The sequence below is a fragment of the Flavobacterium amnicola genome (assembly GCF_004122165.1).
In the GTDB taxonomy this organism is placed as follows: Bacteria; Bacteroidota; Bacteroidia; order Flavobacteriales; family Flavobacteriaceae; genus Flavobacterium; species Flavobacterium amnicola.
In genome coordinates this window covers 606,446-620,336 of record NZ_SBKO01000001.1, presented here as the reverse complement: position 1 = coordinate 620,336, position 13,891 = coordinate 606,446, and the positions used below count along the sequence as shown (strand labels likewise).

At 35.5% G+C, this 13,891-nt stretch carries 8 protein-coding genes; 5 read left to right on the top strand and 3 right to left on the bottom strand.

Going from position 1 to position 13,891, the window contains the following annotated elements; genetic code table 11:
- Positions 1 to 6 precede the first annotated feature (6 nt).
- Complete coding sequence (locus EQG63_RS02835; RefSeq protein ID WP_129434198.1) at positions 7 to 1,173, top strand: class I SAM-dependent rRNA methyltransferase; 1,167 nt, start codon at positions 7 to 9, stop codon at positions 1,171 to 1,173.
- Between the two features lie 82 nt (positions 1,174 to 1,255).
- Here EQG63_RS02835 and EQG63_RS02830 read toward each other — a convergent pair whose 3' ends face one another.
- The 3 genes from EQG63_RS02830 to EQG63_RS02820 are packed head-to-tail and all read right to left on the bottom strand — an operon-like array spanning position 1,256 to position 6,064.
- Entirely contained in the window at positions 1,256 to 2,650 is a 1,395-nt protein-coding gene (locus EQG63_RS02830) for a DUF5689 domain-containing protein (protein WP_129434196.1), read from the bottom strand.
- Position 2,651: 1 nt separating this feature from the next.
- On the bottom strand, positions 2,652 to 3,290 hold the full coding sequence (locus tag EQG63_RS02825) for a choice-of-anchor J domain-containing protein (RefSeq protein ID WP_129434194.1): 639 nt from the start codon (positions 3,288 to 3,290) through the stop codon (positions 2,652 to 2,654).
- Positions 3,291 to 3,301: 11 nt separating this feature from the next.
- Entirely contained in the window at positions 3,302 to 6,064 is a 2,763-nt protein-coding gene (locus EQG63_RS02820; RefSeq protein ID WP_129434192.1) for a TonB-dependent receptor, read from the bottom strand.
- A 136-nt stretch (positions 6,065 to 6,200) separates the two neighbouring features.
- Between EQG63_RS02820 and EQG63_RS02815 the strand changes: the two genes are divergently transcribed.
- The 4 genes from EQG63_RS02815 (at position 6,201) to EQG63_RS02800 (ending at position 13,837) form a co-directional block, all read left to right on the top strand.
- On the top strand, positions 6,201 to 7,304 hold the full coding sequence (locus EQG63_RS02815; RefSeq protein ID WP_129434190.1) for an endonuclease/exonuclease/phosphatase family protein: 1,104 nt from the start codon (positions 6,201 to 6,203) through the stop codon (positions 7,302 to 7,304).
- A gap of 61 nt (positions 7,305 to 7,365) precedes the next feature.
- The gene (locus tag EQG63_RS02810) at positions 7,366 to 7,896 is read left to right on the top strand and encodes a 3-hydroxyanthranilate 3,4-dioxygenase (protein ID WP_129434188.1); all 531 of its coding nucleotides are present in this window, start codon (positions 7,366 to 7,368) and stop codon (positions 7,894 to 7,896) included.
- 74 nt (positions 7,897 to 7,970) lie between these two features.
- Positions 7,971 to 9,524, top strand: a complete 1,554-nt coding sequence (gene amaB, locus EQG63_RS02805) for an L-piperidine-6-carboxylate dehydrogenase (protein ID WP_129434186.1) — start codon at positions 7,971 to 7,973, stop codon at positions 9,522 to 9,524.
- A 299-nt stretch (positions 9,525 to 9,823) separates the two neighbouring features.
- Entirely contained in the window at positions 9,824 to 13,837 is a 4,014-nt protein-coding gene (locus tag EQG63_RS02800; RefSeq protein WP_129434184.1) for a PKD-like domain-containing protein, read from the top strand.
- Positions 13,838 to 13,891 lie beyond the last annotated feature (54 nt).

Here is a 13,891-nt window from a genome sequence, read left to right as displayed (position 1 = left end):
ATCAAAATGTCCTATCCAAAAGTTATATTAAAAGCAGGTAAAGAAAAATCCATTCAACGTCGTCACCCTTGGGTTTTTAGTGGTGCTGTTTATGGCGTTACACAAGAAATCATTGACGGTGAAATGGTGGATGTGGTCGATTCGAATAACAAACATTTAGGAACGGGTTATTTTTCCGATAAGGGAAGTATAGTGGTTCGCTTACTGACTTTTGAAAAAGAAACATTTTCAGAAAACTTTTGGGGAATCAAATTGGAATCGGCTTGGGCACTTCGTTTGCGTCTGCTAGATTTGGAAGTCACCAATGCGTTTCGTGTCATTCACGGGGAAGGCGATGGAATTCCAGGATTAATCATCGATTATTATGATAAAAACTGGGTGATTCAAGCCCATTCTACAGGTATTTTTCTTCAGATGGAGAAAATAGCAGAAGCCATAAAAACCAATTTTCCGAAGTACTGCGAAACTATTTATTGTAAAAGTTCAGGAACCTTACCCAATACCGGAACCGATTATTTTTTATTCGAAACTAAAGCGGAAGCTGTCGCCAAAGAAAACAATATTCTATTTTCAGTGAATTGGGTGGAAGGACAAAAAACGGGTTTCTTTTTGGACCAACGCGACAACCGAAAGTTATTAGGAGAATTCTCGAAAGACAAAAAAGTACTCAATACTTTTTGTTACACGGGAGGGTTTTCAATTTATGCGATGAGTGCGGGTGCCGAATTAGTAACTTCGGTAGATATTTCTCAAAAAGCGGTCGATTTAGCAGCCAAAAACATGGAATTAAATTTCCCGAAATCGAATCATACTGCGGTTGCCGATGATGTGTTCAACTTTATGAAAGAGCACACGCAACAGTACGATGTGATTGTATTAGATCCGCCCGCTTTTGCTAAAAGTATCAAAAGTAAACACACGGCCACCCAAGCCTATAAACGTTTGAATATTGCGGGTTTAAAGGCCTTAGCACCCAACGGAATTTTATTTACTTTTTCATGTTCGCAAGTGATTGACGATGTGTTGTTTTACAATACTATTGCAGCCGCCGCTATTGAAACAGGTAGAAATATTAGAGTTTTGCACAAACTGGGCCAGGGTCCTGATCATCCAACTAACATTTACCACCCGGAAGGACATTACTTAAAAGGATTGGTGTTGTTTGTGGAGTAGATTTATTATAATTACTAAATAGCATAAAAATAAAAAGCTCCTTTTCGGTTAGAAAAGGAGCTTTTATAATTATGTATGGTGATTAGTTGATAACGATATCATCAATTTGAGTAGTAGTCGTTGATGTAGACGTACCAATATATTCAAATAAGAAATAACCAGTTCCTGTTAATGAAGCAGGAATATTGTAGGTTCCAGCTGAATTAAAGACATTTTCAGAAGCACCAACAGCAGGGTAAGTAATCGCAAAACTAGCTGTAATATCTACTAATTTAGATCTATTAACCGCGCTACCTGCAGTATAATCTGCACTTTTAATATAATAAACTTTTAAGTTAGGTTCCCCTCTGTAAAATCTCATTTCTTCTTTGAAAGTCATCGTATTTGCCGCTGTAAAATCAACAGGTACCATAAAAAATGTTTTTGCAGGAACACCTGGGTTACTTGATCCAGCAAAAGAAGACATTTCAATATATTTGTTAGAACTGAATGTTTTAACTTGCCAATATCTTGAACCGAAATCTGCATCATTGATGTATTTTGGGAAATTAGCTAAATTAAGAGCATAGCTAGTAAATGGTTCGTTTAAAGTAGCCGAAAAAACATTTGCATTTCCAACGATTGGTGGAGAATAATCAATTCTTGTATTCGTTAATTTAACATCTTCTAACGTACGAATCATTAATTGGAATCCAGAACCAAATTTGGTTAAAACCCCACGAACTTTTCCGTTAAAGCCTGGAATTTTTGCTGCAGCAAATGTAGCGAATTCACTAACTCTTACAACAAGTGTATTTCCAGCATTGTCAATAATCGTATTGTTTGTAGCTCCACCAATTTGGTTAGCTTTATCAAAATACGTTTTACCTACATTTTCGTCCGAAAATTGTACATTTTCGAATTCAATTAATTTATTCAAATTCGCATTATTTAATGCAGCAGGAATGGTCATTGTATTTAAAATCTCAGTCTCGTCTACCTTTACACATGAACGTTTGATCACATCTTGATATTCGTTGATTTCGATTCGACCTACTTGGTCAGGAAGTGGAGCACCTCTTTGGTATAAATTGCCGATTTCTAATGAACTTACAGTTGTATTATTATAAAAATAACGGTCTTTCATTTTTATAAATACTTTACGTCCTGGCTCATATTTAGAATATAAATTGTAATCATTTACAGGCATTGTAAATCCTTTAGTACCATCTACAGATACAAACGAAATGTTTTTGTAAAAGTTTCCACCTTCGTCACTTGACGTTACATACGCTTCAATGATATCTGGAGTGTTTGAAGATACAGTATTGTACGATTGTACCGTAGTTGTAGCCAAAGCTGCAATATCTTGTACCGTTTTTGTAACAGTTAAATCTTCACATTGCTTTGTTACATCTGGTGTATCAAACGTGTCATTAACACAACCAACAAAAACAGTTGATAATAATGCGGTCAAAAATATATTTATCTTTTTCATGTTATTGTTTTAAAGTTTTATCATAAATTTTAACTTCATCAAAACGCATTGCTCCTGTTAAAGAAGAAGAACCATACGCCTTAAAACCTAAATAAACATCTCCAGAATAAGAAGATAAATCAATATCTCCTGAATCTGTAGTCATTACTCCATTTCCAACTCCTGTAGCATTATTTGCACTTGCAATATTTCCATTTAACATGGTCCAAGTTGCAGCTAAAACATTCGTTCCATCAAAATCAGTTGAGATGTAAACTTCCATTTTATTGTTAACATTGTTAGCAAAACCTCTACCTGATTTAAAGTTTAATATTTCGTTTGCAGAATTATCAAGATTAATTTTTGGAGTGATAGCCCATGCAATATTACTTGCTCCACCTGGTAAACCAAAGGTAGAAAATTGCAAATAACCATTATCGTCATCGTCTTGTTCAGTCCATTCGATGCTACCCGCTTCTACAAAACTAGTCCACCCATTGTAATTTAAATAGGCATCTTCTTCTTGAAAATCATTCGCACTTGTATTGAATACTTCTTTATAAACCACAGGTTTAAAAGCGATAACTTCTGTTTCTGGTTCTTCACAACCAATAAAGGTAATTGAAAAAGCAACTATTGCTATTTTAAAAATATTTTTCATTTTAAGAAATTTTAGAAGTTAACAAATAAATTTACAAAATAAGTTCTTCCGTACCCGTAAAAATATTTAGAACCGAAAGAAGGAGTTCCGTTAGCATTATCTGCAACTGCATCTGGATAATTTGCTTTTCTAGATTGCTCAAAACCACCTGTTTTATAAATTTTATCTAAGATATTATTAGCGGTTGCAAAAATACCGAAAGTAGTACTGTTTACTCTCCATGATTTACCTGCTGTTGCGTTTAATAAATAAATCTCATCAAATTTTTCTTGTTTTAAGATTTTAGCAACGCTTTCTGGTGTTGCTCCAGTGAATCCTAAACCATCACTACCAGTAACAAAGTTATCCGTTCTTGTAATGTTAGAAATATCTAAATAAGAATCGGCTAAATAGTTATAATTAGCTCCGATCCACCAGAAATGAGGATCACGATACTCTAATCCAACAGATGCGGCAGTTTGAGGCATACCTGGTAATCTGTAATTTTTTAAATAGGCTTTACCAAAATCGATAACTGGTTGTGGGTTTGTTATGCTTGCTTGTGCGTCGTCATTAATTTTTAAGCTAGGATTGTTAGCATAAAGATATTGTCCGTAAGAAGCTGCTGCAGAAGCTTTGATCGTAGAAGTAAGTTGGTATTCTAAACCTAATTCTAAACCAAAGTTTTTCTTGTCAAGTCCCGTTAATAATTCACTAATAAAGGCATCTTGATCAGCATCTGTATCTTCTCCAACACCTTCTGCGTAGAAGAAAGATAATTCTGTAGCATTTTGAACTTTAGAAGCAAAAGCGGTTAATCTTGATTTGAATTTAGGCGTTTTAATAATATAAGATGCATCTACACTTGCCACTCTTTCACTTCCTAAATCAGGAGTGATGTTGTTGTTAATACGTGCATTTGCAAAAGTATTTCTCATATTAGGCGCTTTAGTGATATAAGCCCCATTAAAGTCTAACAAGTGTTGACCTGTAATTTTGTAAGTTACACCACCTTTAAAACCAAAGTTTTCGAAAGATACTTTTTTACTTTTTCCAAAAGAATTGTAAGCATAAATTCCGTTTCTGTATAAACCATCTCTTTGGTATTCACTTTTAGAGAACGTTTGTGCCAAATAAAAATCAGCTTTTTTGTAGGTAAATTTAAATTGTGTAAAGGCATCAAATACGTTCGCATTTAAATTATAGTTGTATCCATATTCATCACCTACATATATTTTTCTATCAGGATTGTTTAAATCTGTTTGAGCTGCATCTCCCTGGTAAAATAAATCTACGTCAGAAAAATATGTTGCGCCTAAAAGGTCTAACATTTTTTGATAGTTGTGCGATTTTAATTTTCTAAAAGTTCCACCCGCATTTAAAGTAATATGGTCAGAAAGTGTTGAGAAAATATATGATGACGCAGAAATTTGTTTGTCATCTGTTCTATCAGAATATAAAGCATATAATGCTCTACCTGGGTATTTACTATTTTGATTGGCAACATACATTGCGTCCCAGTCAATTTGACCATTCGCTAAAAATTTAGCTTTTGAATCGGCTTCATTTACATCTTGGCCTAAATTATTAAAATAACTTGGTAAGTATTTGTAGTACGTTGGGTCAGGGCTGTTAGCACCTTGGTAATCCAAACGGGAGTTACCAATTAAACCTGTTTGATAAGCAACGTTTGTTGTTAAATTGGTTTTGTCTGTAATCTTCCAGTAATGACTTAACATCATAATTGGCTCTTCGATATCTTTATCTCTTGAGTTTCTCTTTTCCCCATTTTGCCAACCCCAATAAGAGTTATATTTATAACCTTTTAAATTATTTACTTCGTCAGTATTTGGAGAAGTTTTCCCTCTACTGTTTTGAGCATAAATTGAAGTGAAGTTCAAGGCGTGTCTTTTACCAAAACGTTTTTCAACAGAAGCAAATATAGAATTTGCACTGTAATCGGTTCCTTGAAAATACGCCTCTTGTGCCCATCTTCTTCCTGCAGAAACCACATAAGCCCATCCTTTGCTGTCTAATCCAGAAGCATGAGTACCCATAGCTCTCCAGTTGTAATTGGTATTTGTTCCCGAAAACGAAATACGTGTACCTGGACGGTAAATTGAAGCGCGAGTATTAATTTCTTGAGTTCCTAAAATTCCACCAAAAGTATAATCAGATGGTGCAGAACCCATAGTAAATTCTTGATTACGAGTAGCATCATTTAAACCACCCCAGTTACCCCATTGTGGTCTACCATCGTAAATTTTATTCATTACAACACCATTGATCATGGTAGTTCCATATTCGTTGTCTAAACCACGAATTCTAAAACGAGCACCACCCCAATTGAAAGCAGCTGCTTGTTGATAAGCATCTCTAGAAGCTTGTAATAAACCTGAAGTACTTTCAGATCCACTATTATCATCTCCTAAATCGTTTTCAGTGATTGTTACTAGACTTAATTGTTGTTCGTTAGTTTGGATGTCTTCTTCCAAAACTACCACTCCAAGGTCTAATACTTGATTGGCAAGAATTTCAATAGGTAACAATTGTTCTTTGTATCCATTGCTTTTAATTAATAATAGTTGACTACCAACTTTAACATTAGTTAAGACAAATTTACCATCTGCACCAGTCATCTGTGTTAAATTTGTGTTTTGAATAGTTGCAACTACATTTTGCAAAGGCAAATTAGACTTAGAATCAATAACTTTACCACTAATGCCGGTAGGTTGCTGAGCGAAAGCTAAAATTGCCTGAAGTACTAATAATGTACTAAAAACAAGTTTTTTCATAAATAAAATTAAAATTAATTTACTTTTTCCTGCAAATTTTTATAATGCAGGGCGACAAATGTACATCTTTTAATAATATTATTTACTTTTGGCGTAAAATTTGTAAAACAATTAATGAAAAATTTACATTAAAGATATGAAAATAAATAAATTTATTGGCCTGTTTATCATGTTATTAACAGTTAACAGCTTTGCTCAAGCAAAAAAATTTTCCCTACATACAATAGCTTTTTACAACTTAGAAAACTTCTTTGATACTGTAAATGATCCAAAAATTAATGATGAAGATTTTATTTACACCCAAGCGAATTATGAGAAAAAAATCGACAATTTGGCGCGTGTTATCTCCGGATTAGGAACCAGTGATATGCAAAAAAATGCACCGATTGTTCTTGGAGTTTCTGAAATTGAGAACAGAAGAGTATTGGAAGATTTAATCAAACACCCTTTGTTAATTAATTTAGGATATGCCATTGTTCATTTTGATTCGCCAGACCGAAGAGGAATTGATACTGGGTTTTTATACCAAAAGAAATATTTTAACCCAACGAGTTTTCATAACTACCCATTAATTATTTCTGAAGATGCTCAAGATAAAAAAGCCAAAGAGAAGGAAAAAGATAAAGTGGAAGCCGATGTGGACGATAATGCTGTAGATGCTGAAACAAAAAGAATTTATACGCGTGATCAAATCTTAATGACAGGAATGTTAGATGGTGAAGAAATGAGTTTTATTGTAAACCACTGGCCGTCTCGTCGTGGAGGAGAAAAAAGAAGTAGCCCGCTTCGTGAAGCAGCAGCAGCTTTAAATAAAAAAATTATTGATTCTTTACAAACTATCAATCCTAGAGCCAAAATTTTCACCATGGGAGATCTAAATGATGGTCCATTCAATAAAAGTTTGAAAGTGGTATTAGGTACAAAAGGAGAAGAGAAAGAGGTTCAGCCAATGGGGTTATATAATCCCGCTGAAAAAATGTTAAATAAAGGAATTGGAACGTTAGCGCACCGTGATGCTTGGGATTTCTTCGATCAAATTATTTTCACTGAACCATTACTTCCAAAAGATGCTAATGATTATAAAACATGGAAATATTGGAAAGCTGGAGTGTATAACAAACCTTTTATGATTCAGCAAACCGGACAGTATAAAGGATATGCTTTGCGAAATTCTTCAGAAGGCCCTGGTTTCTCAGACCACTTCCCATCGTATGTATATTTGATAAAAGAAATGAAATAATACTTAAATCCCGATTCGTCGGGATTTTTTAATTTTATAACTTTACATAAAAATTTATAGTATGGCGATTGCAAAACCTTTTAACCTAAATAAATGGATAGCAGAAAATAGACACCTTCTTAAACCACCGGTAGGGAATAAAAACCTGTATGTCGATTCTGGCGATTACATTGTCATGATTGTAGCGGGTCCCAATGCTCGTAAAGATTATCATTACAATGAAACCGAAGAATTGTTTTATCAATTAGAAGGTGATATCACCATTTATATTCAAGAAGAAGGTAAAAAGAGAGCCATGAAACTCTCAGCAGGGGACATGTATTTGCACCCCGCGAAAGTCCCTCATTCCCCTAGCCGCACCGAAGGTTCTATCGGATTGGTTATCGAGCGTAAAAGAACAGAAGGAAAGGATGGATTGTTGTGGTTTTGCGACCATTGCAATCACAAATTGCATGAGGTTTATTTTGGATTGAATGACATCGAAAATGACTTTTTAGCTCATTTTAAAGATTTTTACAGTGATGAAACGAAGCGCACCTGTAATAAATGTGGGACGGTTATGAAAACTGATCCAAGGTTCGTTCAGGATTAACCAATTAATATATGTTTTTGAAGAAATAATTATACCTTTGCCAAAAAATAACAAAAAACGATAAAATAGTTAAAATGTCAACAATAGCACAACAATTCGGAATGCAAGAAGCATTGCATGCCTTAGGAATAAAAGAAATTAATGACGGTACATCCACAGGTTCAAATAGTTTTTCTTCTGGACCAATTATAGAATCGTATTCACCAGTAGATGGACAATTAATCGGAAAAGTAAAAACTACCACTGCAGCAGACTACGAAAAAGTAATGCAAAGCGCAACGGAAGCATTCAAGTTTTTCAGAGCCATGCCAGCACCACAACGTGGAGAGATTGTACGTCAGTTTGGAAATAAATTAAGAGAATTAAAAGAACCTCTAGGGAAATTAGTTTCTTATGAAATGGGGAAATCGTTACAAGAAGGTTACGGTGAAGTACAAGAAATGATTGACATCTGTGATTTCGCTGTAGGTTTATCTCGTCAGTTAAACGGTCAAACGATTCCATCGGAGCGTCCTGGTCACGTAATGCGTGAGCAATGGCATTCTATTGGTGTGGTTGGAATTATTTCTGCGTTTAACTTCCCTGTAGCGGTTTGGTCTTGGAACACTGCCTTAGCATGGATTTGTGGTGACGTTTGTGTGTGGAAAGGTTCAGAAAAAGCACCAATTTGTACCATCGCTTGTCAAAATATCATTGCTGAAGTATTAAAAGCAAACAATTTACCAGAAGGAATTTCATGTATCGTAAACGGAGATTACACAGTTGGTGAAATGATTACTAATGACACGAGAATTCCATTAGTATCTGCAACAGGTTCTACAAGAATGGGAAGAATCGTTGGTGCAAAAGTAGCAGAGCGTTTCGGAAAATCGTTATTAGAATTAGGTGGAAACAACGCCATTATCATTACGCCTACTGCCGATTTAAAAGTGGTTGTTCCTGGAGCGGTTTTCGGAGCAGTTGGAACAGCGGGACAAAGATGTACGTCTACTCGTCGATTAATTATCCATGAATCAGTATATGATAAAGTAAGAGATGCCATTGTTGGTGCTTACGGACAATTAACTATCGGAAATCCATTAGATCAAAAAAATCATATCGGTCCACTTATCGATACAGATGCAGTGAACACCTATTTAGCGGCGATTGAAAAAGCGAAAGCGGAAGGCGGAAAAGTATTAGTAGAAGGTGGAGTACTTTCTGGTGAAGGATACGAATCTGGATGTTATGTAAAACCAGCTATTATTGAAGCAGAAAATCATTTCGAAATTGTACAACATGAAACATTTGCTCCAATTTTATATTTAATGAAATATGAAGGTGAAGTTGAAAACGCTATCGATTTACAAAACGGAGTAGCACAAGGGTTATCTTCTGCAATTATGACAAACAGCATGAAAGAAGCAGAAAAATTCTTATCATTCGCAGGTTCTGATTGTGGAATTGCTAACGTAAACATCGGAACTTCTGGTGCTGAAATTGGTGGCGCTTTTGGTGGTGAAAAAGAAACAGGAGGAGGTCGTGAGTCGGGTTCAGATGCTTGGAAAGTATACATGAGAAGACAAACGAATACGGTTAATTATTCAGACCAATTACCTTTAGCTCAAGGAATTAAATTTGATTTGTAAAATTAGTTTATCTATATAAAAAGCGCTACAGAGATGTAGCGCTTTTTTTATCCTTAATTTTAATGGGCTACTAATTATTCAAAATTCCGTTTATCGGATTATAAAATCATCTCATCGAAAAATAGACTGCAATATATTTTTGAAAGATGAATATGACTAATTTTAGTTAACAAAAGCAAATTTACCCAAAGTATTTATGTCGTTTTGCCACCACTGCAAAACGAATTAACAAGGAATTTAACCGTAACAGGTTGTAGTAATAGAACTAATTCCCAAATGTTAACTTAAATATTTTGAGTATGAAACAAATTCGACTTTTATTAGTAGCGTTATTGTTTTTTGCCTCACTATCAATGTATAGCCAAGATTGTAGTGTAGTAAAAACATTATCAGACGACCAAGACATTTGCTTAGGTCAAAATGCCACAATTACCATGTTCGCGAGTGAGGTAGGTGTTAGTTATGAATTAATTAACGAAGCTACCGGACTTCCTGTTGCAGTAATTCCAGGAAATGGGACCGATATTAATTTTACAGTTGCTCCAGCAATCGCTACGGTATATCACATCAGAGCGACTTGCCTTTTAGGAACTTTCGATTTAACGGAAAAAGTAACCATAAATGTAAAACCGGTTCCTGTTGCGATTGCAACACCAGCGTCACAAAACATTTGTTCTGGCGGTACTACAAATATTGCTTTATCAAGTGCAATGGGAGGAACTACTTTTTCTTGGACCGTTGTTCAAGTAGGGGTTAGTGGCGCTTCCAACAATACTGGAAATGTAATTGCACAAACCTTAACGGCTACCGGAAGTGTTCCAGGTACTGCAACCTATAGTATTACACCTAGTAATAATGGTTGTAACGGAACACCAATTGTTGTACAAATTACAGTAGCTCCTTCTACATTAGGGGGTAATGCTTCGACTTCAAATTCATCGGTCGTTGCCATGACAAGTATTTGCCATAACGGAACCGGGACCATTTACTTATTGAATCACAGGGGGATAGTACTGCGTTGGGAATATACCATTAATGGCGGATTGACTTGGGTTCAAGAACCAGCATCAGCGTCATCAAGTTTCAATTATAATATCAGCCAAACAAGAGCCTATCGCGCAGTTGTTCAAAGTGGGACCTGTGCGACAGCCAATTCTACAGTTGTGATTTTAAATGTGATCCCTGCTGTAATTCCTACTCCAGTTACGGCAACTCCAAGCACCATATGTAATGGACAGTCTTCAACTTTAACTGCAACCAGTGGTTGGGCTACTAGTGGTAGTATTGCTGATGGCGGGGATTTTGATAGTGCTAATCCGCCAGGTTGGTTGACCGACGGTGATTTAAACCAATTAAATGCAGGGGGGTCGAATACAAATCCAACAAAATGGCGTTTAAGCGCCTCTAATTCTGGAACTTATTCGGGAATTACCTACACATCATCTAATAAATTTGCGATTGCACATGGCGCTATTGACTCAAATCTTGACACCCCTGTATTTAATACATTGGGATTAAACACGGCAAGTTTGTTATTAAATCATGCTTTTAAACTAGAAGCTACAGCATCGGCAAAAGTGCAATTATCATTAGATGGCGGTGCTACTTTCCCGATCACGTTATTAACTTATAATGGAGCTTCTACAAGACAACCTTATAATAATTTTCCTTTAGAAACCATTTCTTTAGACAGTTATGTTGGATTGTCTAATTTAAGAATTCGATTTAACTTTCATGGAACGGATTTCAGTTCATGGGCAATAGATAATATCCGCATACCAGATGTTCCTGTTGGACTAACTACTCAGTGGTACGATGGAAATGGTAATGCGATGGCTACCAATGTGGTTTCGCCATCTGTAAGTACACAATATTCTATAGTAACCTATTTGAATGGTTGTCCTAGCGGTGTTGCTTATGTTTGGGTTAATGTAAATCAAAGACCTACTGCTAGCTTGGGACCATCTCAAACCGTTTGCAATAGTACTCCAGCAACTTTTAGTATAGCTTTAACAGGAACTGCCCCTTGGAAAGTTACTTATTCCAACGGAAGCACTAGTACTTCGGTTTCAGGAATAAATACAAGTCCATACGTTTTTACTACTCCTAATTTAGTAGCCAATACTACTTATACCGTAACAGCTGTTTCTGATTCAAAATGTAGTGCTACTCCTGCCGACATAACGAATAATGGAATAGTATCTGTATTAAATGGAACTCCTGGAAACTGGACAGGTTTAGTTGGGACCGATTGGTTTGATTGTAAGAATTGGGCTGGGGGAGGTCCAAACCCACCTACTATTACAACAGATGTTATAATTCCAAATGGCAGACCTAATATGCCTGTCATTGATGCTTCTACAGCAAAAGCGGTTGGCTATGGCGGAATTGCCAATGCAAGAGACATCACAATTGGTACAGCATCTTCTTTAACTATGTCAAATGGATCGGTATTAAATATTGGAAAAGATTGGAAAAATAATGGAACTTTTAACCCTGGTAATGCTACGGTTGAATTAAGAGGATCCACGTTAAATCAGTTGCAGTTGATAAATTCAGGGATTAAGTTAAATGAAACTTTTTACAATTTAATTTTGAATACTTCTGGAGGAGCAAAAGGAGTCATACTTCCGAATAATTTTCAATTGACTGTAGCGAATCATTTAACGCTACAAAGTGGAGATTTACGATTAACGGATGAAGCACAATTAGTTCAGTTAGGAACGACTGCAAATCCAACCGTCGGAACAGGAAAATTATACAGAGATCAACAAGGTAAAAAAAGTAGCTTCCATTATAATTATTGGTCATCACCGGTGAGTAATGATAATGTTAACTATACTTTGGCGGGGAATTTAAAAGATGGGACTGATGTTACTACAAATCCTTTTGCGATGAACAACATTAACTTTGGGGACGGAATTTATTTTGCTGATGGCGTTGTAACAAATCCAATAAAAATAAGCAATAGATGGTTATATAAATACGCATCATCGGCGCCTAACTATTTTAGTTGGATTCCAATTACCAATACACAAAACCTATCCGTTGGAGAAGGATATATTATGAAAGGCTGTGATGGTACAGTGGCAAATTCGGCCATGCAAAACTATGTTTTTGTGGGTAAACCGAACAATGGAGACATCAATCTTACCTTAGGAGCAAATCAAACGTATTTGGTAGGAAATCCATATCCATCTCCTTTAGATGCCGATAAATTTATTAGAGATAATATTAAAGATGGAGGTAATGCAGCCACCAATAAATTTAATGGAGTATTGTACTTTTTTGATCATTTTGGAGGCAACAGCCATCTTTTGGCCGAATACGAAGGCGGATATGCAGCCTATTCTTTAATGGGTGGTGTTGTAGCAGTTTCCAACGATCCAATGACCTTAAATAGCGGTGCATCGGGAACAAAAGTGCCTAAAAGATACATTCCAGTGGCACAAGGATTTTTTATTAAATCAATACAAGACAACGTTTTAACAAGTACGAATCCTAATCTATCACCCATCACGGGAGGAATCATTAATTTTAAAAATAGCCAACGTGCTTTTTGTACAGAGGGAAGTGGTAATTCTCTTTTCTTCAGAACGGCTAATCCAAGTGTAACGGCAGAAAAAGAGTCTCGCGAAAAAATCAGACTTCAATTTATTTCTCCAACAGGAATTAATCGACAGTTATTGGTAGGGGTAGACGAGAATGCCACCAAAAAATTTGATTTAGGATTTGATGCTCCAATGATTGATGTTAAAAGCGAAGACATGTATTGGAATTTATCAGGGAATAAATTAATTATTCAGGGGCTAGATAATTTTGATGAGTCACAAAGAATTCCTTTAACCATTAAAACAAGTACTCAAGGGGAATTTAAAATTAGAATTCTAAATCTTGAAAATATAGACGACTCTAAAGAAATCTATCTGTATGACGCCCTTACAAGAGAAAGTCATAATTTGAGAGATAATGAGTTTGTTTTATCCGTTAACCCTGGGGAATATGCCAATAGATTTTCTATTCGTTTTGCAGCAGCAGCAAGCAATGAAGTGAATACAAACTTACGCAATCAAGAAATGCCAATCTCGTATTCAAAAGTTGATCGTTCTATCAGTATTTTTAATGATACTGAGGCAAAGTTAAAAGAAGTTCAAATTTTCAATTTACTTGGGCAAACTGTGCAACAATCGGAAGTTGAAAATGTTTTCAGTAGTACCATAAAAGTACCAGTGGGAAATTTACCTAGTAACACTTACATTGTAAAAGTAATCACAGATAGTGGAAGCGCCACTAAAAAGATAATTATCAATTAATTTTTTGGGTTATATTAGTAAAAAAAGGCTCTGAATTTCAGAGCCTTTTTTGTT

Bases quoted from the DNA above. Each gene is read 5' to 3' on its own strand.
- amaB (WP_129434186.1), top strand. From the start codon at position 7,971: ATGTCAACAATAGCACAACAATTCGGAATGCAAGAAGCATTGCATGCC.
- EQG63_RS02815 (WP_129434190.1), top strand. From the start codon at position 6,201: ATGAAAATAAATAAATTTATTGGCCTGTTTATCATGTTATTAACAGTT.
- EQG63_RS02830 (WP_129434196.1), bottom strand. From the start codon at position 2,650: ATGAAAAAGATAAATATATTTTTGACCGCATTATTATCAACTGTTTTT.
- EQG63_RS02835 (WP_129434198.1), top strand. From the start codon at position 7: ATGTCCTATCCAAAAGTTATATTAAAAGCAGGTAAAGAAAAATCCATT.
- EQG63_RS02820 (WP_129434192.1), bottom strand. From the start codon at position 6,064: ATGAAAAAACTTGTTTTTAGTACATTATTAGTACTTCAGGCAATTTTA.
- EQG63_RS02825 (WP_129434194.1), bottom strand. From the start codon at position 3,290: ATGAAAAATATTTTTAAAATAGCAATAGTTGCTTTTTCAATTACCTTT.
- EQG63_RS02800 (WP_129434184.1), top strand. From the start codon at position 9,824: ATGAAACAAATTCGACTTTTATTAGTAGCGTTATTGTTTTTTGCCTCA.
- EQG63_RS02810 (WP_129434188.1), top strand. From the start codon at position 7,366: ATGGCGATTGCAAAACCTTTTAACCTAAATAAATGGATAGCAGAAAAT.